At 73.3% G+C, this 21009-nt stretch carries 18 protein-coding genes; 9 read left to right on the forward strand and 9 right to left on the reverse strand.

Features of this window, described 5'->3' with window-relative positions:
• Positions 1 to 4: 4 nt before the first annotated feature.
• The 4 genes from zwf to tkt are packed head-to-tail and all read right to left on the reverse strand — an operon-like array spanning position 5 to position 6571.
• On the reverse strand, positions 5 to 1549 hold the full coding sequence (gene zwf, locus ACYVDO_RS13690; protein WP_460936762.1) for a glucose-6-phosphate dehydrogenase: 1545 nt from the start codon (positions 1547 to 1549) through the stop codon (positions 5 to 7).
• Positions 1546 to 3201 (reverse strand): glucose-6-phosphate isomerase, encoded by a 1656-nt coding sequence (locus tag ACYVDO_RS13695; protein ID WP_460936764.1) that lies wholly within the window; start codon positions 3199 to 3201, stop codon positions 1546 to 1548. The genes zwf and ACYVDO_RS13695 overlap by 4 nt, the downstream gene beginning before the upstream one ends.
• Positions 3198 to 4397: a transaldolase gene (gene tal / locus ACYVDO_RS13700; RefSeq protein ID WP_460936766.1), complete on the reverse strand. Its 1200-nt coding sequence runs from the start codon at positions 4395 to 4397 to the stop codon at positions 3198 to 3200. The genes ACYVDO_RS13695 and tal overlap by 4 nt, the downstream gene beginning before the upstream one ends.
• Positions 4398 to 4402: 5 nt before the next feature.
• Positions 4403 to 6571, reverse strand: a complete 2169-nt coding sequence (gene tkt, locus ACYVDO_RS13705; RefSeq protein ID WP_460936767.1) for a transketolase — start codon at positions 6569 to 6571, stop codon at positions 4403 to 4405.
• Positions 6572 to 6745: 174 nt separating this feature from the next.
• Here tkt and ACYVDO_RS13710 point away from each other — a divergent pair, with 174 nt between their 5' ends.
• Entirely contained in the window at positions 6746 to 7696 is a 951-nt protein-coding gene (locus tag ACYVDO_RS13710) for a heme o synthase (RefSeq protein WP_460936769.1), read from the forward strand.
• On the opposite strand, the gene ACYVDO_RS13715 is transcribed toward ACYVDO_RS13710, so the two are convergent.
• From ACYVDO_RS13715 to ACYVDO_RS13735, 5 genes are all read right to left on the reverse strand, one after another.
• A complete protein-coding gene (locus ACYVDO_RS13715; protein ID WP_460936771.1) occupies positions 7683 to 8990 on the reverse strand; it encodes an MFS transporter in 1308 nt (435 codons plus the stop codon). The two genes, ACYVDO_RS13710 and ACYVDO_RS13715, sit on opposite strands and share 14 nt — an antisense overlap.
• On the reverse strand, positions 8987 to 9583 hold the full coding sequence (locus ACYVDO_RS13720; RefSeq protein ID WP_460936773.1) for an ArsR/SmtB family transcription factor: 597 nt from the start codon (positions 9581 to 9583) through the stop codon (positions 8987 to 8989). The genes ACYVDO_RS13715 and ACYVDO_RS13720 overlap by 4 nt, the downstream gene beginning before the upstream one ends.
• Positions 9584 to 9658: 75 nt before the next feature.
• On the reverse strand, positions 9659 to 10645 hold the full coding sequence (locus tag ACYVDO_RS13725) for a COX15/CtaA family protein (RefSeq protein WP_460936775.1): 987 nt from the start codon (positions 10643 to 10645) through the stop codon (positions 9659 to 9661).
• Between the two features lie 525 nt (positions 10646 to 11170).
• A complete protein-coding gene (locus ACYVDO_RS13730) occupies positions 11171 to 11962 on the reverse strand; it encodes an ABC transporter permease (RefSeq protein WP_460936777.1) in 792 nt (263 codons plus the stop codon).
• A complete protein-coding gene (locus ACYVDO_RS13735) occupies positions 11959 to 12669 on the reverse strand; it encodes an ABC transporter ATP-binding protein (protein WP_460936779.1) in 711 nt (236 codons plus the stop codon). Before ACYVDO_RS13735 ends, ACYVDO_RS13730 begins: the two co-directional genes overlap by 4 nt.
• A gap of 182 nt (positions 12670 to 12851) precedes the next feature.
• Between ACYVDO_RS13735 and ACYVDO_RS13740 the strand changes: the two genes are divergently transcribed.
• From ACYVDO_RS13740 to sufC, 8 genes are all read left to right on the forward strand, one after another.
• The gene (locus ACYVDO_RS13740; protein WP_460936781.1) at positions 12852 to 13034 is read left to right on the forward strand and encodes a hypothetical protein; all 183 of its coding nucleotides are present in this window, start codon (positions 12852 to 12854) and stop codon (positions 13032 to 13034) included.
• A 158-nt stretch (positions 13035 to 13192) separates the two neighbouring features.
• Entirely contained in the window at positions 13193 to 13378 is a 186-nt protein-coding gene (locus ACYVDO_RS13745; RefSeq protein WP_460936782.1) for a hypothetical protein, read from the forward strand.
• A 53-nt stretch (positions 13379 to 13431) separates the two neighbouring features.
• The gene (locus ACYVDO_RS13750; RefSeq protein ID WP_460936784.1) at positions 13432 to 16386 is read left to right on the forward strand and encodes a helix-turn-helix transcriptional regulator; all 2955 of its coding nucleotides are present in this window, start codon (positions 13432 to 13434) and stop codon (positions 16384 to 16386) included.
• A gap of 86 nt (positions 16387 to 16472) precedes the next feature.
• On the forward strand, positions 16473 to 17228 hold the full coding sequence (locus ACYVDO_RS13755; protein ID WP_460936786.1) for a helix-turn-helix transcriptional regulator: 756 nt from the start codon (positions 16473 to 16475) through the stop codon (positions 17226 to 17228).
• The gene (gene sufB, locus ACYVDO_RS13760) at positions 17225 to 18643 is read left to right on the forward strand and encodes a Fe-S cluster assembly protein SufB (protein WP_460936788.1); all 1419 of its coding nucleotides are present in this window, start codon (positions 17225 to 17227) and stop codon (positions 18641 to 18643) included. The genes ACYVDO_RS13755 and sufB overlap by 4 nt, the downstream gene beginning before the upstream one ends.
• A complete protein-coding gene (gene sufD, locus ACYVDO_RS13765) occupies positions 18643 to 19854 on the forward strand; it encodes a Fe-S cluster assembly protein SufD (RefSeq protein WP_460936789.1) in 1212 nt (403 codons plus the stop codon). The genes sufB and sufD overlap by 1 nt, the downstream gene beginning before the upstream one ends.
• Positions 19851 to 20210 (forward strand): non-heme iron oxygenase ferredoxin subunit, encoded by a 360-nt coding sequence (locus ACYVDO_RS13770; RefSeq protein WP_460936791.1) that lies wholly within the window; start codon positions 19851 to 19853, stop codon positions 20208 to 20210. Before sufD ends, ACYVDO_RS13770 begins: the two co-directional genes overlap by 4 nt.
• 33 nt (positions 20211 to 20243) lie before the next feature.
• Complete coding sequence (gene sufC / locus ACYVDO_RS13775; protein ID WP_460936794.1) at positions 20244 to 21005, forward strand: Fe-S cluster assembly ATPase SufC; 762 nt, start codon at positions 20244 to 20246, stop codon at positions 21003 to 21005.
• Positions 21006 to 21009 lie beyond the last annotated feature (4 nt).

The following is a 21009-nucleotide window of genomic DNA, read 5'->3' on the forward strand; positions in this document are numbered from 1 at the left end:
GTGGTCAAGGCATCCTCCAGACGCGGCCGTCACGGCGCATCATCTCGTCGGCACTCTCGGGGCCCCAGCCGCCGGCCGCGTACGGCTCGACGCGGCCCTTCTGCTTGGCCCAGTAGCGCTCCACCGGGTCGAGGATCTGCCAGGACAGCTCGACCTCCTCGTGGCGGGGGAACAGGGGCGGGTCGCCGAGCAGCACGTCGAGGATGAGCCGCTCGTACGCCTCGGGGCTGGACTCGGTGAACGAGCGGCCGTACCCGAAGTCCATCGTGACGTCGCGGACCTCCATCTGCGCGCCCGGCACCTTGGCGCCGAACCGCATGGTGATGCCCTCGTCGGGCTGGACCCGGATGACGATGGCGTTCTGGCCGAGCTCCTCGGTGGCGGTGTGCTCGAACGGCAGGTGCGGCGCCTTCTTGAAGACGACCGCGATCTCGGTGACGCGCTTGCCGAGCCGCTTGCCGGTCCGCAGGTAGAACGGGACCCCCGCCCAGCGGCGCGAGTCGATCTCGAGCTTCATCGCGGCATACGTCTCGGTGCGCGAGGTCGCCGCGACGCCGTCCTCGTCGAGGTAGCCGATGACCTGCTCGCCGCCCTGCCACCCGGCGGCGTACTGCCCCCGGGCCGTGGCCTTCCCGAGGTCCTCGGGCAGCCGGACGGCGGAGAGGACCTTCTCCTTCTCGGCGCGCAGGTGGTCGGCCTGGAACGACACCGGCTCCTCCATCGCGGTGAGCGCGAGCAGCTGGAGCAGGTGGTTCTGGATGACGTCGCGCGCGGCGCCGATGCCGTCGTAGTAGCCCGCGCGGCCACCGATGCCGATGTCCTCGGCCATGGTGATCTGCACGTGGTCGACGAAGTTGGCGTTCCAGACCGGCTCGAACATCTGGTTGGCGAAGCGCAGGGCCAGCAGGTTCTGCACCGTCTCCTTGCCCAGGTAGTGGTCGATCCGGAAGACCGAGTCGGGCGGGAACACGCTCTCCACGATGGAGTTGAGCTCCCGCGCGCTCTCGAGGTCGTGGCCGAACGGCTTCTCGATGACGACCCGCCGCCACGAGTCGCCCTCGGGACGGCTCAGGCCCGAGCGCTCGAGCTGCTCGCACACCACGGAGAACGACGACGGCGGGATCGACAGGTAGAACGCGAGGTTGCCGCCGGTCCCGCGCTCCTCCTCCAGCGACTTCACTGTGTGGGACAGCAGGTCGAAGGAGTTGGGGTCGTCGAAGGTGCCCGGCACGAAGCGGAACCCCTCGGCGAGGTTGCGCCACACGCTCTCCCGGAACGGGGTGCGGGCGTGCTCCTTGACCGCGTCGTAGACGATCTTGCCGAAGTCCTGGTCGGCCCAGTCGCGCCGGGCGAAGCCGACGAGCGCGAAGCCCGGCGGCAGCAGGCCGCGGTTGGCGAGGTCGTAGATGGCCGGCATGAGCTTCTTGCGCGCCAGGTCGCCGGTCACCCCGAAGAGCACGAGGCCGCTCGGCCCGGCGATCCGGGGGAGCCGCTTGTCGCGCGGGTCGCGCAGCGGGTTCTGGTCCTGCGTCACCCTGGTGGGGCTCATGCGGTGCCCTCGGCGCCGCTGAGCTCCCGCAGGACCGACGTGAGCTGGGCCAGGCCGGCGTCGTGGTCGGTGAGGTGCAGCCGCAGCACGGGGCGGCCGTGCTCGGCCAGAACCTGGGCGTCGCCGGCGGCCTGGGCCGCCACGAAGTCGCCGAAGCTGAACTCGCGACCGGGGACCGCGAGGTCCTCGTGCGGCTCGGTGGTCACCTGGAGGTACACGCCGGTGGCGGGCCCGCCCTTGTGGAACTGCCCGGTGGAGTGCAGGAACCGTGGCCCCCACCCGAAGGTGGTGGGGCGGCCGGTGTGCCGGGCCAGCCCGGGTCGCACCGAGGCCAGGTCGGCGTCCGCGATGCGGTCGAGGTAGGCCATGACGGCGAGGTAGCCGCGGTCGGCGTCGAGCTGCCCGAACAGGGCGGCGAGCGCGTCCGGCACGGTGCTCGCGCCGCTGAGCCAGTCCCCGCCGAGGGCGCGGATCTCGATGGCTCCGTCGGTGGCGGCCGGCGCGTCGGCGGCGCCCATGCCCTGGTCGAGCAGGGTCCGCGCGGCCTTCTTGGCGCTCTCGACGTCGGGCTGGTCGAACGGGTCGATGCCGAGCAGCCGCCCGGCTGCCGCCGTCGCGACCTCCCAGAGGAGCAGCTGGGCCCCGAGCGGGCCGCTGACCTCGACGGTCGAGTGGTCGGCGTGCACCGGCTCGCCCGGTGAGTCGGTGTCGTCGTCGTCGCCCACGAGGCGGGCCACGGTGACGTCGGGGGCGGGCCGCCGCACCTCGGGGTCGTCCTCCGCGCCGACGACCACGGGCAGGATGCCGGTGCCCTGCTTGCCGGTGGACTCGGCGATCAGCTGCTCGGCCCAGTCGGCGAAGCCGACGATGCCCGAGCCGGCGTCGACGAGGACGAGCTTGTCGCGCAGCGGGTCGGTGCCCGCGATCGCGGCGCCGAGGCGCAGGCCCGGGTTGGCGTCGTCGTCGGCGCTGAGGACGTCGGCGACTGCCTCGGCGTCGTCGAGCAGCGCCTCGATGTCCGCGCCGGCGAGGCCGGAGGGGACCAGCCCGAACGCGGTGAGCGCGGAGTAGCGGCCGCCGACGTTGGGGTCGGCGTTGACGACGCGGTAGCCGTCGGCGCGGGACTGCTCGTCCAGCGGGCTGCCCGGGTCGGTCACCACGACGATCCGGGTCGTCGGGTCGATGCCCTTGTCCGCGAACGCGGCCTGGAAGGCGCGGCGCTGGGAGTCGGTCTCGACGGTGGAGCCGGACTTGCTCGAGACCACCACGACGGTGCGCTCGAGGTCGGTGACCGCGTCGCGGACCATGTCGGGCTGCGAGGAGTCGAGCACGACCAGGTCGACCCCGGCCGTCGCGCAGATCACCTCGGGGGCCAGCGAGGAGCCGCCCATCCCGCAGAGGACCACGCGGTCGACGCCCTCGCCCCGGAGCTGGTCGCGCAGGGCGGCCACCTCACCGACGAGCGGGCGCGAGGAGCGCGGCAGGTTCACCCAGGAGAGGCGGATCGCGGCCTCGGACTCGGCGTCGGGGCCCCAGAGGGTGGCGTCCTGGGCGAACAGGTGGCTGGCGAACTGCGCCTCGACGAGGTCGGGGACCTTGGCCGCGATCGCGTCGGCGGCCGCGCCCGAGGCGACGACGCCGAGTGCGCTCACTTGTCGCCCTCGGCGCCGCCCTGGGCGGTCGTGCGGACGTCCTGGTCCTGGCTGTCCTCCGCCTTGCCCTCGGCGTCGACGTCGGCGCGCGCGAGGTCGAGGTCGTGCTGGGCCTCGTCGAGCAGCTCCTGCCACGAGACCTCGAACTTCTCCACGCCCTCCTTCTCCAGCACGTCGGTGACGTCGGTGTAGGAGATCCCGAGGGACTCGAGGTGGTCGAGCAGCTCGCCGGCCTGCGCGTAGGCGCCGGTGACGGCGTCACCGCGGATGTCGCCGTGGTCGAGGACGGCCTCGAGCGTCTTCTCCGGCATGGTGTTCACCGTGTTGGGGGCGACCAGCTCGGTGACGTAGAGCGTGTCGGAGTAGTCGGGGTTCTTCACCCCGGTGGAGGCCCACAGCGGACGCTGGGCGTTGGCGCCGTCGTCGGAGAGGTTCTTCCAGCGCGGGGTGGAGAACACCTCCTCGTACGCCTGGTAGGCCAGGCGCGCGTTGGCCACGCCGGCCTGGCCCTTGAGGGCCTTGGCCTCGTCGGTGCCGAGCGCGTCGAGCCGCTTGTCGACCTCGGTGTCGACCCGGGAGACGAAGAACGAGGCGACGGAGTGGATCTGCGACAGGTCCTTGCCGGCCTCGCGCGCCTGCTCCAGGCCGGTGAGGAACGCGTTCATGACGCCGCGGTACCGGTCGAGCGAGAAGATCAGGGTGACGTTGACGCTGATGCCCTCGGCCAGCACCTGCGAGATGGCCGGCAGCCCCTCGACGGTGGCGGGGATCTTGATGAGCACGTTGGGCCGGTCGACGGTGGTCCACAGCTGCTTGGCCTGCTCGACCGTCTTGGCGGTGTCGTGGGCCAGGCGCGGGTCGACCTCGATGGAGACCCGGCCGTCGCGGCCGTGGGTCTTCTCGAACACCGGCCGGAGGATGTCGGCGGCGTTGCGCACGTCGTCCGTGGTGAGGCCGAAGACGGCCTGGTCGACGGTGTCGCCGGCGGCCGCGTGCTTGCGCAGGTCGGCGTCGTAGCGGTCGCCCTTGGCGAGGGCGGCCTGGAAGATCGAGGGGTTGGTCGTCACGCCGACGATGCCCTTGGTGTCGATGAGCTCCTGCAGGTTCCCGGTCTCGATCCGGTCCCGCGAGAGGTCGTCGAGCCACACGGACACGCCGTTGTCGGCGAGAGCCTTCAGTGCTGCGTTCTCGGTCATCGGAATCACTTTCCCTTGACGGTCTTGAGGGACTTCTTGGCGGCGGCGACCACGGTCTCCGGGGTGAACCCGAACTCGCGGAAGAGGGTCGCCGCGTCGGCGGAGGCGCCGAAGTGGTCGATGGCGACGATCTCGCCGGCGTCGCCGACGATCTCGCGCCAGCCCTGCGGCACCCCGGCCTCGACGGACACGCGCGCCCGGACCGCGGCGGGCAGGACCTTCTCGCGGTAGGACGCGGACTGCTCGTCGAACCACTCGCGGCACGGCATGGAGACCACCCGCGTGCCCACGCCGGACTTCTCCAGCTTCTCGCGGGCGGCGACGGCGAGCTGCACCTCCGAGCCGGTGGCCACGAGGATGACGTCCGGCGTGGGGGTGCTCGAGTCGTACAGGACGTAGCCGCCCCTGGCGACGTTGCTGGCCTTCGCGGCACCGTCGGCACCGCCGCGCGGGACGACGGGCAGCGGCTGGCGCGAGAGTGCCAGGCCCGCCGGGCGACGGTTCTTCAGGATCGCGACCCAGGCGGCCGCGGTCTCGTTGGCGTCGGCGGGACGGACCACGTCGAAGTCAGGGATCGCCCGCAGCGCCGCGAGGTGCTCGATCGGCTGGTGGGTCGGGCCGTCCTCGCCGAGGCCGATCGAGTCGTGCGTCCAGACGAAGGTGACGGGCGCGCGCTGGATGGCGGCGAGCCGCACCGACGGGCGCATGTAGTCGGAGAACACGAGGAACGTGCCGCCGTACGGGCGGGTGAGCCCCTCGAGCGCGATCCCGTTGAGGATCAAGCCCATCCCGAACTCGCGGATGCCGAAGTGCAGGGTGCGCCCGTACGGGTCGCCGCTCCACTCGCGGGTCTGTTTGGCCCGGGGGATGAAGGACGGCTGGCCCTCCATCGTGGTGTTGTTGGACTCGGCGAGGTCGGCCGAGCCGCCCCACAGCTCCGGGACGACGTCGGCCAGCGCGCCCAGCACCTTGCCCGACGCCGCACGGGTGGCGATGCCCTTGGCGTCGGCCTCCCACACGGGCAGCTTCTTGTCGAAGCCGGCGGGCAGCTCGTGCGCGACGAGCCGGTCGAGCAGGGTGGCGCGCTCGGGGTTCGCCTTGCGCCACGCGGCATACCCCTTGTCCCACTGCTTGCGGGCGGCCTGGCCGCGCTTGCCCACCCTGCGCGTGTGGGCCAGCAGCGAGCGGGGCACCTCGAAGGTCTTCTTGGGGTCGAAGCCGAGCAGCTCCTTGGTCGCCGCGACCTCGTCCGGGCCGAGGGCGGAGCCGTGCGACTTGCCGGTGTCCTGCTTGTTCGGGGCCGGCCACGCGATGATCGTCCGCAGGACGATGAGGGTGGGCCGGCGCGAGGTGCGGCTGCGCTCGAGCGCGCCGTACAGCTGGTCCACGTTCTCCACGTACCCGCCCGCGGAGCCGTCACCGCGCCAGTCGATCGTGACGGTGTTCCAGCCGTACGCGTCGTAGCGGGCCGCGACGTCCTCGGAGAAGGAGATCTCAGTCTTGTCCTCGATCGAGATCGTGTTCTGGTCGTAGATGACCGTGAGGTTGCCGAGCTCCTGGTGGCCGGCGAGGGCGGAGGCTTCGTGGGTGACGCCCTCCATGATGTCGCCGTCGGAGGCGATCACCCAGATGTGGTGGTCGAACGGGCTCGTGCCCGGCCTGGCCTCGGGGTCGAACAGACCCCGCTGGCGGCGCTGGGCGAAGGCCATGCCGACCGCGGAGGCCAGGCCGGAGCCGAGCGGCCCGGTCGTGATCTCGACGCCGTCGGTGTGGTGGACCTCGGGGTGGCCGGGGGTCTTCGAGCCCCAGGTGCGCAGGGCCTTGAGGTCGTCGAGCTCGAGGCCGTAGCCGGAGAGGTACAGCTGGATGTACTGGGTGAGGCTGGAGTGGCCCGCCGACAGGACGAACCGGTCGCGGCCGAGCCAGTGCGGGTCGCTCGGGTCGTGCCGCATCACGTTCTGGTACAGCAGGTATGCCGCGGGGGCGAGGCTCATCGCGGTGCCCGGGTGGCCGTTGCCGACCTTCTGCACGGCGTCCGCCGCGAGGACCCGCGCGGTGTCGACGGCCCGGACGTCGAGGTCCGTCCAGCCCACCTTCCGGGCGACCGGTCGCTTCAGCGACTTGCTCCGGGTGGCCGTGGCCGGGGACTGGGGCGAACGGGCTGCTGTGGGCACTGAGAGGTCTCCTCACGCTGGGTGCACTGCCGGCTGCACCGATGGCAACGACAACGCCACCGAGACTAGTCCCGGCCGTGACCTGCGTCGCATCCAGTCCCGTGGGCCGGGGCCCGGGGGCGCGGGGCTAGACTGGCCGGGCCAGACAGACCTGCTCCACCTGCGAAGGACGCCGTGACCGCACTCGATGGGACCGCCCGCGTCCCCGCGACCCCGGCGCCGGCGAGGCGCAGCAGGGCGGCGGCCTACCTGGCCCTCACGAAGCCCCGCATCATCGAGCTGCTGCTCGTCACGACCGTGCCGGTGATGTTCTTGGCCCACAAGGGAGTTCCCTCCCTGTGGCTCATCGTCGCGACGCTCGTCGGGGGCGCCCTGAGTGCCGGCGCCGCCAACACGTTCAACTGCGTCTACGACCGCGACATCGACGCGGAGATGCACCGCACGAGCAACCGCCCGATGGTCACCGGTGAGGTGAGCCCGCGGGCGGGCCTGGTCTTCGGCGTGGTCCTCACCGTCGCGTCGACGGCGTGGTTCCTCGCCTTCGTCAACGTGCTGTCCGCGGCCCTGAGCCTGGGCGCGATCCTCATGTATGCCGTGGGCTACACGATGCTGCTCAAGCGGCGGACCCGGCAGAACATCGTCTGGGGTGGGGCCGCCGGCTGCATGCCGGTCCTCATCGGCTGGGCGGCCGTGGCGAACTCGGTCTCGTGGTCGGCCGTGATGCTCTTCCTCGTCATCTTCTTCTGGACGCCGCCGCACTACTGGCCGCTGTCGATGAAGTTCAAGGACGACTACGCCGCGGCGCACGTGCCGATGCTCCCGGTCGTCGAGCGGTTCGTCGTCGTGGCCCGGCAGATCGTCGCGTACTCCTGGGCGATGGTCATCGCGTCGCTGGCGCTGGTGTGGGTCAACCCGATGGGCTGGCTCTACCTCGCGACCGCGGTGGTGACCGGAGGGTTCTTCCTGGCCGAGGCGTACCGCCTGCTGCGCGCCGCCAAGGCGGGTGCGGGGCCCACCGTCCTGAAGCCGATGCGGCTGTTCCACTTCTCGATCAGCTACGTCGCGATCCTGTTCCTCGGCGTCGCGCTGGACCCGCTGCTCTACCTCTCGGTCACCGGCCGCTGAGGTCCTCGCCCGCCGGGTTCGCGGCGGGCTCTGGCAGCTCGCGCAGGCCCCGCAGCGGGCTCCACCACATCGACAGGCACGCCAGCACGTGCACCCCTGCCATCAGGGCGATGGTCTCGCGCAGCCCGACCGCGGACCCGAGCCAACCGGCGACGAGCCCGGCGACCGGCATCGTCCCGAGGTTGACCACCTGGGCGGTCGTCACCTGCCGGGCCACCATCTCGGCCGGGACGTAGCGGTTGCGCCACGCGCCGCGGACGATGTTGCCGGCGACGACGCCGATCCCGACGAGCAGCATGCCGAGGACCATCGCGGCGAGACGCGGTCCGGGGGCGGCCAGGGGGACCAGGAGGGCAGGAGGTCCGGCGAGCAGCTGCAGCGCCAGCAGCGTGCGGGCCGACCCGAGGCTTCGTGAGACCCGGGTCGCGACCGCCGCGCCCACGACGCCGCCGGCCGCCCCGACGGCCATCACGACGCCCACCGCACCCTCCTCAAGGTGGGCCTCGCGGACGAGGAAGAGGACGAGCAGGGCGCCGTACCCGGTGAGGCCGAAGTTGCTGACGCCGCCGACGACGGTGAAGTACCGGAGCAGCCGGTCGTGCCGGATATAGTCGATGCCCTCGCGGATCCGCGCCCACAGCGAGGCGGTCTCGGCGGCCGGCACCGGGGCGGGCTGCTCCGGGCCGGGGCGGTCGAGCCGCAGCCGCAGCAGGCAGACCGCGGAGACGAGGAAGCTGAGCGTGTCGGCAGCCAGGCCCCAGGCCGCCGAGAGCAGCTGGGCGAGCAGGCCACCGAGACCGGGCCCGGCCACCTGCATCGCCGACTCGGTGCCGAAGAGGCGGGCGAAGGCCTGCTCCTGCTGCTCGCGGGGCGCCACCTGCCGCACGAGGCCGGGGTAGGCCGCGCGGAAGAAGACGGTGCACACGCCGTTCGCGAAGGCAGCTGCTGCGAGGTGCGGCAGGGTCAGCACGTCCAGGGCCCAGGCCGCCGGGACGCTGGCCAGGGTCAGCGCGGCGACGAGGTCGCTGGTGACCATGACCCGCCGGGCCGGGAGCCGGTCGACCCACGCGCCGGCCGGCAGGCCGACCACGAGCCACGGCGCCCACGCCGCGGCGGTGAGCAGCCCCATCCAGCCCGGCCCGGCGTCGAAGCCCACCACGGCGAGCAGCGGCAGGAGGACCGAGGTCGTGGCGTTGCCGAGGACGCTGACGCCCTCGCCGAACCAGAGCAGGCCGAAGTCCCGGTTGCGCGACAGCGGGGGAGCGGCGGCAACCGGTGCGGGGTGGGTCCTCACGGCTGGGCCGGGAACCCTCGGGCGAACACCAGGACGGGCTCGCGCTCGGCGCCGTCGTCGGGAACCTCGCGGTTGCCCCAGCGCATCAGCACGTCGACGATCTCCTCGGCCACCCGGCCGAGCTCCTCGGGGGTCAGCCGCAGCCAGTTCTGGGTGGCGAAGGCCGCGGAGTCCCACTCGGGGACGTCGGGCGCCTGGGCGTTCCACTGCTGCACGCGCTCGAACTGTCGCTGCAGGTGCATCGCCTCGGCGGCGTGGGCCGCGGTCACGGCCGCGGTGTCGTCCGCGAAGTCGGCGCGGGACCACCTCGTCCCGGCGTCGACGAGCCGCCACCACCGCTCGCGCCGGTCACGGGCGAGCTCGGGGGCCTCCTCCACCAGGCGGGCCTCGGCGAGGACCTTGAGGTGGTGGCTCGCGCTGCCCACCGCCTGGCCGGTGCGCTGGGCCAGGTGCGAGGCCGTCGACGGACCGTCGACCTTGAGGGCGTCCATCATCCGGGCCCGGAACGGGTTGGCCATGGCGGACAGGGCCTTGGCATCGGTGACGGAGCGCACGCCGGGGCGGGAGCTGCGCGGGGTCTGGGAAGGGGTCATGTCCGCAAGACTAGTTGTGCAAGAGATATCGCACAAGAGCACTTGTGTAACTGGGCGAGCGCCCGTCCGGCCGGGTCAGCCCGCCGTCTGGCCGGCTCCGCCGAGGTCGCGCAGGCTGACCATAGCCCGGACCAGCGCCACGACGAGGAGGGTGGCGAGGAGCATGTGCGCGAGCACCACGCCCCACGGCAGACCGGTGAAGTACTGCACGTAGCCGACCACGCCCTGCAGGGCCGTCACGCCGAGCACGACGAGCCAGGCCCGGGCCGACGAGGCATCCGTCCCCGTGAGCCGGGCGGCCAGCCAGACCGCCAGGACGAGGCCGACGAACAGCATCACCGCGTCGGCGTGCAGCCACGACACCGAGCGCGGGTCGAAGCCGTAGCGCGCGGGGTGCACGGCGTCGCCGGAGTGCGGCCCGCTGCCGGTGACGACGGTGCCGAGCACGAGCACCACCGCGCCGACGCCGCAGGTGACCCAGCCGAGGCGCTCGACGAGGGGGTGCACCGTGAGGGGGCGGGGACCCGGTGGGGTGGGCTCCCGGACCCAGGCGTAGGCCGCGCTCCCGACCAGGACCATGGAGACGAGGAAGTGGAGCGAGACGGTGAACGGGCTCAGCCCGGTGAGGACCGTGATCCCGCCCAGCACCGCCTGGACCACGACCCCGGCCAGGACGAGCACCGCGGGGACCAGCAGCTCGCGCCGCGAGCCGCCACGCTCGCCCAGCGCATACCAGCGGGTGCGGGTGGGGCCGCTCCACCGCCACACGGCGTAGACGGCCAGGAGGGCCACCACGCCGACCAGGCTGGTGAGGGTGCGGTTCCCGAACTCGATGTAGCGGTGGTAGCCCTCGGCCTGGTGCGGGACCGGGGTGTACGACCCGGGCACGCACTGCGGCCAGGTCGGGCACCCCAGGCCGCTGCCCGTGAGGCGCACCAGCCCGCCGGTCACGACGATGAGGACCTCGACGACGAGGTTGAGCAGGAGGATGCGGGGCAGCCACGGTGACCCGGAGGTCCTCACGGGGGTCGGACGGGGCGGTGCGGGTGCTGCTGTGGCCACCCCACGAGGGTACGGCTCAGGGCTGTCCCTGAGGCCGCTGGGGGTCCGGTGGGGGATCCACCTCATGGTGCCGGCGCCCCACCGCTGGCTGACTGGTCACATGCTGAGGAACGCGTGGCGGGCGAGTGCCGGGTGGATGCTGCTGTTCGCGGCGGTCCACGTCTACTGGGGGTTCGGGGGGACGGCCCTGCTGCCGCGCTGGGTGTCGGTGCTCGACAGCACCGCGCTCTTCGTCATCGACCTGCTGGCGATCCCGCTCTGCCTCGCCGGGGCGGTCGTGTCGTGGCTGCTCCGGCCCGACCAGCGCCCGGGAAAGCTCGCGGCCCGGTCGTGGCTGCTGTGGCCGGCGACGCTGGCCCACCTGGTGATGCTGGGGCACGTGGCCTCGACCGCCGTCTTCGCCGGTGGGGCGAACGGCGTCCCCGACGGCGTGCGGTGGTCGCTCGGCCTCTACGAGCCGTTCTGGCTCGGGGGCGGTCTGGCGATGCTGGCGACCGTGACGGCCTTCCGGCGGGCGCTGGCGGCTCAGTCGCTCCAGCGGAACAGCCGGCGTGCCAGGGCCGTGGCCGCCACCGCCCAGACGAGCAGGACGAGCCAGGCGCCGGCGTCCACCGATCCGTGGGCCAGGGCGGCACGCAGGCCGTCACCGAGGGCCGCCGACGGCAGCAGGCGCACGACCCCGGCATACCTCCCTGGCAGCTCGGAGCCGGCGACCACGACGCCGCCGAGCCCCAGGAAGGCGATCCAGAGCAGGTTGGCGAGGGCGAGCACGCCCTCGGCCCGCACCGTGCCGCCGAGCAGCAGGGCGAGCGCCGCGAACGCCCACGTGCCGAGCAGCGTGGTGAGCAGCGCGGCCGGTATGCCGGCGAGTGCCGGGTGCCAGCCCAGGGCCAGGCCCACGCCACCCACGACGACGACCTGCAGCGCGACCACGGCCAGCACCGCCACGGCCTTGGCCGCGAGCAGGCCGGTGCGGCCGAGCGGGGTCACCCCGAGCAGCCGCAGCACGCCGTAGCGGCGGTCGAACCCGGTGGCGATGGCCTGGCCGGTGAAGGCCGAGGAGATGACGCACAGGGCGAGCACCCCGGGGACGGCGAGGTCGACCCGCGGCCCGCTCCCGAGCGAGACCGCCGTGAGGTGCACCACCGCGACGAGGACCGCGACCGGCAGGGCCAGCGCCACGAGGAGCTGCTCGCCGTTGCGCAGGAGGCTGCCGGCCTCGAACCGGGCCTGGGCCAGGACCCGCTGCAGCGCCGGGGCGGCGTCGCTGCCGCCGGTGAGCGCGGGCGTGGGCGCAGGGGTGGGTGCGGCGGTCACGCGGCGGCCCTCCCGGTCAGGGCGAAGTAGCGGCGCTCGAGGCTCTCGCCGGCGGCCACCTCGGCCGGCGTGCCCTCCGCGACCGTCCGGCCCGCGGCGACGATGACGATGCGGTCGGCGAGGCGCTCCGCCTCCTCGAACGAGTGCGTCGTCAGCACGACCGCCGCCCCGCCGTCGGCGACGGACCGCACGAGGTCCCAGACGTCGAGGCGGGCGTGCGGGTCGAGGCCGGCGCTCGGCTCGTCGAGGAAGGCGACCTCGGGGCGGCCCACGAGCGCGGCGGCGAGGGCGACCCGCTGGCGCTGGCCGCCGGAGAGGCGCCGCACCGAGGTGCCGGCGAAGGCCCCGATGCCGAGCCGCTCGACCAGGTCGTCCACGGCCGCCGGGGCGGCATACATCCGGGCCAGGTGGTCGAGGAGCCGCACGGGGCGCGCCGACGCGGGGAGGCCACCGTCCTGCAGCATCACCCCGACCCGTGCGCGGTGGTCGGCGGACGCGTGCCACGGGTCGCGGCCGAGGACGCGGACCTCGCCGCTGTCGGGACGGCGCAGCCCCTCGCAGCACTCGACGAGCGTCGTCTTCCCGGCGCCGTTGGGCCCCAGGACCGCCGTGACCTGCCCGGACCCGGCCGTCCAGGTGGCGCCGTCGAGGGCGGTGACGGGGCCGTAGCGCTTGGCGACGGCGGAGACGGAGACGGCGGGTGGCACGCCCTCGATTCTAGGTCGGTCGCGGTGGGGGTCCCGCCTCGGGCGCGGGCACCGTGACCGACGACACCTGAGGTGGCCGTGGCCGCAGGATCGGGCATCTGCCCCGGGTGGCGGGGGGCCTCAGGGGCGGAGCGTTGCCGACGTCGCCCACCGTGGGCGGCGCCCAGTCACAGGAGAGTGCCGTGAACCTCACCGCCCATCCCCTCACCGTCGCCGCAGAGCTGGCCTGGAAGCAGGAGTCACTGGGGCGCGCCAACGCCGCACGCCGGCGTACGCCTCGGCGTCGCCCCTCCCTGGAGTGGCACCTGCCCTGGCGGCGGCGCCCCGGCCGCGGGCCGGCGCGCCCCACGCCTCGACCGGCCTGAGCCGCTCGCGGGCCACTCGCCCACCGGGCCGGCACGTGAGGCCCCCGGTGGGTGCGCCCCGCCGCAGGGATAAGGCATCCGCCCCATGTGGGCGCCCACCTCAGGCGCGCAGCGTGGAGCCATCAGCACAGGAAGCAACAGACAAAGGAGCAGCAGCCATGAGCACCATCGCAGACCCGATCTTCGTCCAGGCCGAGGTGGCCTACCGCCGCGAACGCATGCTGGCCGGCACCGTCGCCGGTCGTGCCGCCGGGGGCCGTCACCACGCGGGCCTCGTCCGCGAGGCCCTGCGCACCGTGCGCACCGGGCACCGGCGGGCCCGCACCAGCCCCCGCCCGGCCTGAGCGTGGCCTCGACCGCCCCCGCGGTGTCGGGCCGCCCCGACATAATCGGGAGCGTGGGACTGGACGGTACCGCCGGGGGAGTGTTCGTCGGGCGCGAGGCGGATGCCGCGCGGCTCGCCGACCTCGTCGGGCTCGGCCCGCGTGACGACGCCTCCGGCCTCGTCCTGCTCTCCGGCGACGCCGGGATCGGCAAGACCCGGCTGCTGGCCGAGGTCGCCGGCCGGGCCCGCGACGCCGGGTGGGCGGTCCTCGTGGGGCACTGCCTCGGCGAGGCCGGCCAGGCCCTGCCGTACCTCCCGTTCAGCGAGATGCTGGGCCGCCTCGAGGTGCACGAGCCCGAGGCCATCGAGCGCGTGCTCCTGGCCCACCCGCACCTCGCCGGACTGTTCCCGAGCCGCCGGCGCCGGGCCGACGAGCTGACCCCCGGACCGGGCCGGGAGGCCATCGACCGGGCCGAGCTCGTCGAGGCCGTGCACGCCGCGCTCGAGGACCTCGCCCACGAGCGCCCGGTCCTCGTCGTGGTCGAGGACGTCCACTGGGCCGACCAGTCCTCCCGCGACCTGCTGACCCTGCTGTTCACCCGCGGCTTCTCCGGGCGCGTCTCCGTCGTGGCGTCCTACCGCAGCGACGACCTGCACCGGCGCCATCCGCTGCGCTCCACCCTGGCCCACTGGTCCCGCCTGGGTGACCTGCACCGCCTCGAGCTGGAGCCCCTGCCCGAGGCGGCCGTCCGCGAGCTCGTGCACGGCCTCGCGCCGCAGCGGTTGACCGACGGGCAGGTGCGCGCCGTGGTCGAGCGCGCGGAGGGGAACGCCTTCTTCGTCGAGGAGCTCGTGGCCGCCAGCTCGCTGGGGCACCAGGGCGTCGCCGAGGACCTCTCCCGCCTGCTCCTGGTCCGCTTCGACCAGCTCGGGCCGCACGGCCAGCACGTGGTGCGGATGGCGTCCGCCGCGGGGCGTCAGGTCCACCACCTGCTGCTGGCGGCCGTGGCCGGGCTCGACGAGGCCGAGCTCGACCAGGGCCTGCGCGACGCCGTCGAGCAGCACGTGCTCGTCCCGACCGAGACCGGCGGGTACGCCTTCCGGCACGCCCTGCTCGCCGAGACGGTCTACGACGACCTGCTGCCGGGGGAGCGCGTGCGCGCCCATGAGCGCTACGCCGCCGCGCTGGGGTCCGACCCGTCGCTCGGCACCTGGGCGGACGTCGCCCGCCACGCCGCCGTGGCCGGGGACCGCGAGGTCGCCCTCACCGCCAGCATCAACGCGGGTGACGCGGCGATGTCGGTCGGCGGTCCGGACGAGGCCTGGCGGCACTACCAGCGTGCACTCGCGCTCATGCCGGATCAGCACCCCGACGCCGACCGCGTCGTGCTGCGGGCCTCGGCGGCCTCGACCGCCCGGGGCCGCGCCCTCAAGGCGCTCGCGCTCCTCGAGGAGCGGCTCGCGCGCAGGACCCCCGAGGCGGGCGCCCTCGGCCGGGCCGAGCTCCTCGCCGCGCTGGCGACCACCGCCCGGCTCACCGAGAGCACCCTCGACACGCTGGCCGCGACCAAGGAGGGGCTCGGGCTGCTCGACGCCGCCGGGCTCGCGGACGACCCGGGCGCCGCGCAGGTCCGGGCCCGCCTCCTCGGCGCACGGGTCCAGGCGCTGGTCGACCGCGGCCGCGACGAGGAGGCCGCGGCCGCCACGCGCGAGGCGGTCGAGGCGGCGACCGCGGCGGGGCTGCCCGAGGTCGCCGACGAGGTGCGGGTCGTCGAGGCACGCGTGCTGGAGCGGGTGGGCGACCCGGACGCCAGCCAGGCCACCCTCGAGCGGATCATCGCCACGGGGGGAGCGGCCGGCGACCCGGCCCTCGTACGGGCCCTGCACCACCTGGGCTCCCTGCACCACCGGGTCGGCCGCCTGGACCGTGCCGTGGAGGTCTACCGCCAGGGTGCCGAGGCCGGGCGCCTGGCCGGTCTCGCCTGGGCCCCCTACGCGTTCGACGCCCGGCTGCTCGCCGGGGTCGCGGCCTACGAGGCGGGGCGCTGGGCCGAGGCGGACGCCGTGCTCGACACCCGGGGCGAGGACCCGCCCCAACCCGCCGGCGCGCTGCTCGCCGCCGCTCGCCTGTTCCTCGCTGCTGCACGCGGTGAGCGCGCGGACGCCGACGCGGTGCGAGCCACCCGCCCGTGGTGGGAGGAGGAGGGCCTCGTCGCCGTGTTCGCCGGCGGCGCCGCCGTGGACCTGTACGGCCACTCCGGCGACCTCGCCGCCACCATCGCGGTGCACGATGAGGCAGTCGAGGTCCTCACCGACATCTGGCACCGCCACTTCCAGGCCCAGACACGGCTCAGCGCCCTCCTGCTGGGCCAGCTCGCCGGCCACGTCGCCGCCGCGCCCACCGCCAAGCGCCCCGAGCTGCTCGCGCGGGGGCGCACCGCCGCCGACGACGCCGAGCAGGTGTGGTCACGGGTGTCCGAGATGCCCGGCCAGCACGGCCCGGAGGCCCAGGCGTGGATCGCCCGCGCTCGGGCGGAGGCCCTGCGCCTGCGCTGGCTGGGCGGGGAGCAGGTCGAGAGCGAGGCCCTCGTCGCCGCCTGGCGCCGCGCGGTCGAGGCGTTCACGGCCTACGGGCACCGGTACGAGACGGCCCGGTCGCAGGTGCGGCTCGGCGCCGCGCTGCAGGCGGTCGGCGACCCCGAGGCGTCCACCGTGCTCCAGGCTGCCCTGGGCACGGCCCGCGAGCTCGGGGCGGAGCCGCTCCGGGCCGAGATCCGCGCTGCGGGCGGCGCGCGGGCCGCCGCCTCCTCCCGTCCCGCGGACCGGCACGGCGAGGCGCTCACCCCGCGCGAGCGGGAGATCCTGGCCCTCGTGGCGCTCGGCCGCAGCAACCGGCAGATCGGCACGCAGCTGTTCATCAGCACCAAGACGGCCAGCGTCCACGTCTCCAACATCCTGGCCAAGCTCGGCGTCGCCGGCCGTGGGGAGGCGGTCGCCGTGGCCCGCGACCGGGGCCTGCTGGGCTGACCGGGCACCGATGGCCCGGGAGCCCGGGCCCGGGTAAGGGTGACCTTGCTTTCGCTCGCTGCCGACAATTACGTAACATCGGTGTTGTGAATATCGCGGTCGCCCCCCAGGTGCTCGAGTCGCGCACGCGCGACCGGGTGCTGCAGGCGATCAGCGAGCAGGGCCCGATCACGGCGGCCACCCTCGCCGAGGAGCTCGGCCTGACCGCGCCCGCGGTCCGGCGCCACCTCGACAACCTCGCCGAGGCCGGCCTCATCGCCGAGCGCGAGTCGACGCACGGTGTGCGGGGACGCGGCCGGCCGGCCCGCGCGTACGTCCTGAGCGACGCCGGGCACCAGGCCCTCGAGTCCGACTACGACCACCTCGCCACCCAGGCGCTGCGCTTCCTGGCCGCGGAGGCCGGTGACGGCGCGGTGCGCCGGTTCGCCGAGTCCCGCGTGGGCGAGCTGGAGCAGCGGTATGCCGGGGAGCTCGCCGAGGCGGGCCCGGACACCGGGGCGCGCGTGGACGCCCTGGTCGCCGCCCTCACCCGCGACGGCTTCGCCGCCACGGCGCGCCCGGTCGGCGAGCCCGGCAGCGCGAGCCCGTTCACCGGCATCCAGCTCTGCCAGGGGCACTGCCCGGTCCAGCACGCGGCCCGGGAATTTCCTGCGTTCTGCGACGCTGAAACCGATGCGTTCTCGCGGCTGCTGGGCGTCCACGTCCAGCGCCTGGCCACCCTGGCCCACGGCGACCACGTGTGCACCACGTTCGTCCCCACGAGCCCGTCCGTCCCCACCCCGGCAGTCCCCGCTGCCACCCGACCGACTGCTGTCACACCAACAGAAGGGTCTTCACGATGAGCACCATCGAGGAGCTGAACCCGGGTCTGAAGGACCTCGGGCGCTACGAGTACGGCTGGGCCGACAGCGACACGGCCGGCGCGTCCGCCCGACGTGGCCTGAACGAGGACGTCGTCCGCGACATCTCGGGCCGCAAGAACGAGCCCCAGTGGATGCTCGACCTGCGGCTGAAGTCGCTGCGCCTGTTCGACAAGAAGCCCATGCCGAGCTGGGGCAGCGACCTCACCGGCATCGACTTCCAGAACATCAAGTACTTCGTGAAGTCCACCGAGAAGCAGGCGACCACCTGGGACGAGCTGCCCGAGGACATCAGGAACACCTACGACCGGCTCGGCATCCCCGAGGCGGAGAAGCAGCGCCTCATCGCCGGGGTCGCGGCCCAGTACGAGTCGGAGGTCGTCTACCACCAGATCCGCGAGGACCTGGAGGAGAAGGGTGTCATCTTCGTCGACACCGACACGGGCCTGCGCGAGCACGAGGACCTGTTCCGCGAGTACTTCGCGTCCGTCATCCCCGCCGGTGACAACAAGTTCGCCGCGCTCAACACCGCCGTGTGGTCGGGTGGCTCGTTCATCTACGTGCCGCCGGGCGTGCACGTCGACATCCCGCTGCAGGCCTACTTCCGGATCAACACCGAGAACATGGGCCAGTTCGAGCGGACGCTGATCATCGCCGACGAGGGCTCGTACGTGCACTACGTCGAGGGCTGCACCGCGCCGATCTACAAGTCCGACTCGCTGCACTCCGCGGTCGTCGAGATCGTCGTGAAGAAGAACGCCCGCGTCCGGTACACCACGATCCAGAACTGGTCGAACAACGTCTACAACCTCGTGACCAAGCGGGCGACCGCGGCCGAGGGCGCGACGATGGAGTGGATCGACGGCAACATCGGCTCCAAGGTGACCATGAAGTACCCGGCCGTCTTCCTGCTCGGCGAGCACGCCAAGGGCGAGACCCTCTCGATCGCGTTCGCGGGCGAGGGCCAGCACCAGGACGCCGGTTCCAAGATGGTCCACGCCGCGCCCAACACCTCCTCGACCATCGTGTCGAAGTCGGTGGCGCGTGGTGGCGGCCGCACGTCCTACCGCGGCCTGGTCCAGATCATGGAGGGCGCGCACGGCTCGAGGTCCTCGGTCGTCTGCGACGCCCTGCTCGTCGACACGATCAGCCGATCGGACACCTACCCCTACGTCGACATCCGCGAGGACGACGTGACGATGGGCCACGAGGCGACCGTCTCCAAGGTGTCCGAGGACCAGATGTTCTACCTCATGTCCCGCGGCCTGACCGAGGAGGAGGCCATGGCGATGATCGTGCGCGGGTTCGTCGAGCCCATCGCGCGCGAGCTGCCCATGGAGTACGCCCTCGAGCTGAACCGCCTGATCGAGCTTCAGATGGAAGGAGCCGTCGGCTGATGAGCCTTCTGGCTGACAGGAAGCCCACTAGCGGGGCACACACCCACAGTGGCGAGACCATGGTCCCCGACCAGTCGCGGGCCGAGCGCAAGACCTCGTACGCCCTCGAGGACTTCGCGGTCCCCGGTGGCCGCGAGGAGGAGTGGCGGTTCACCCCGGTGGACCGGCTGTCCGCGCTGTTCCAGCCCGGTGCGACCGAGGTCGACAAGCTGACCCTGGAGGTGCGGGCGCCCGAGGGCGTCACCACCGACCGCGTCGACCCCCAGGCCACGGGCGTCCTCGTCCCGGCCGACCGGGCCGCTGCGGTCGCCTGGGCGGGGGAGCCCAATGCCACACGGGTCAGCATCCCGGCCGAGGCCGAGCTCGCCGAGCCCGTCCACATCACCGTCGAGGCCCGCGACCTGGCGCGCGTCAACGGCCACCTGGTCATCGACGCCGGCCGCCACTCCAGGGCGACCGTCGTGCTGACGCACCGCGGCTCCGCCGAGTGCGGTGCCGCCGTCGAGATCAAGGTCGGCGACGGCGCGGACCTCACGTTCGTCACCGTCCAGGAGTGGGACGACGACACGCTGCACGTCACGCAGAACGACGCGCTCATCGGGCGCGACGCGCGGCTGCGGCACATCGTCGTGACCCTCGGCGGCAAGGTCGTCCGGGTCTCCACCAACGCCCGGTACGCCGGTCCCGGCGGCTCCTTCGAGGGCCTCGGCGTCTACTTCGCCGACGCCGGCCAGCACCAGGAGCACCGGCTGTTCGTCGACCACGAGGCGCCGCACTGCCACTCCAACGTCGAGTACAAGGGCGCGCTGCAGGGCGAGACCGCCCACACCGTCTGGGTCGGGGACGTCCTCATCCGCGCGAGCGCCGAGGGCACCGACACCTACGAGCTCAACCGCAACCTCGTCCTCACCGAGGGGGCGCGGGCCGACTCCGTCCCCAACCTCGAGATCGAGACCGGGGAGATCGTCGGGGCCGGCCACGCGTCGGCGACCGGCCGGTTCGACGACGAGCAGCTGTTCTACCTGCAGGCGCGCGGCATCCCCGAGGACGTCGCCCGGCGGCTCGTGGTGCGCGGCTTCTTCGCCAGCGTCGTGGCCCGGATCGGCGTGCCCGAGGTGTCCGACCACCTGATGGCGGTCATCGACGCCGAGCTCGCCGGCACCGAGCGCCCGCGGGTCACCGTCACCGAGTCCGACGAGGTCCCCGCGTGAGCGCCGCCGCCGAGGTGACCCAGACCGACGACGTCGACTACGTGCGCGTCTGCCGGGTCGACGAGCTGCCGGCCTACGGCGCCGCCGCCGCGGACGTCTACGGCCAGCTCATGGCGATCGTCCGGACCCGCTCCGGCGAGATCTACGCCCTCGACGACACCTGCAGCCACGCCAACGTCTCGCTCTCCGAGGGCGAGCTCGACGACCACACGCTCGAGTGCTGGCTGCACGGCTCGCGCTTCGACGTCCGCACCGGCACGCCGTCCGGGCCGCCCGCGACGGTCCCGGTGAACGTCTACCCCGTCAAGGTCGAGGGCGACGAGGTCTTCGTCGGCACGACCCCCCTGAACGCCTGAGCCTCCCGAGAAGAAGAACGAGGAACCTACCGCATGTCCACTCTTGAGATCCGCAACCTCCAGGTCACGGTCGAGACCGAGAACGGCACCAAGGAGATCCTCCGTGGCGTCGACCTGACGGTGAAGTCGGGGGAGACCCACGCGATCATGGGCCCCAACGGCTCGGGCAAGTCGACCCTGGCGTACTCCATCGCCGGCCACCCCAAGTACACCGTCACCGGCGGCACCGTGACCCTCGACGGCGAGGACGTCCTCGCGATGAGCGTCGACGAGCGCGCCCGGGCCGGGCTGTTCCTCGCGATGCAGTACCCCGTCGAGGTTCCCGGCGTGACCGTCTCGAACTTCCTGCGCACCGCCAAGACCGCGGTCGACGGCGAGGCCCCCAAGCTGCGCACCTGGGTCAAGGACGTCAAGGGCGCCATGGCGGACCTGCGCATGGACGAGGCCTTCGCGGAGCGCAACGTCAACGAGGGCTTCTCCGGTGGCGAGAAGAAGCGCCACGAGATCCTCCAGATGGAGCTGCTCAAGCCGCGCATCGCGATCCTCGACGAGACCGACTCGGGCCTGGACGTCGACGCCCTGCGCATCGTGTCCGAGGGCGTCAACCGAGCGAAGGAGTCGACCGAGGTCGGCGTCCTGCTCATCACGCACTACACGCGCATCCTGCGGTACATCAAGCCGGACTTCGTGCACGTGTTCATCGACGGCAAGGTCGTCGAGGAGGGTGGCCCCGAGCTGGCCGACCGCCTCGAGGCCGAGGGCTACGACCGCTACGTCGCGACCGCGCAGGCCTGAGCGG

The organism is Phycicoccus ginsengisoli (genome assembly GCF_054779295.1).

Bases quoted from the DNA above. Each gene is read 5' to 3' on its own strand.
- zwf (WP_460936762.1), bottom strand. From the start codon at position 1,549: ATGAGCCCCACCAGGGTGACGCAGGACCAGAACCCGCTGCGCGACCCG.
- tal (WP_460936766.1), bottom strand. From the start codon at position 4,397: ATGACCGAGAACGCAGCACTGAAGGCTCTCGCCGACAACGGCGTGTCC.
- ACYVDO_RS13720 (WP_460936773.1), bottom strand. From the start codon at position 9,583: ATGACCCCTTCCCAGACCCCGCGCAGCTCCCGCCCCGGCGTGCGCTCC.
- ACYVDO_RS13745 (WP_460936782.1), top strand. From the start codon at position 13,193: ATGAGCACCATCGCAGACCCGATCTTCGTCCAGGCCGAGGTGGCCTAC.
- sufB (WP_460936788.1), top strand. From the start codon at position 17,225: ATGAGCACCATCGAGGAGCTGAACCCGGGTCTGAAGGACCTCGGGCGC.
- sufD (WP_460936789.1), top strand. From the start codon at position 18,643: ATGAGCCTTCTGGCTGACAGGAAGCCCACTAGCGGGGCACACACCCAC.
- sufC (WP_460936794.1), top strand. From the start codon at position 20,244: ATGTCCACTCTTGAGATCCGCAACCTCCAGGTCACGGTCGAGACCGAG.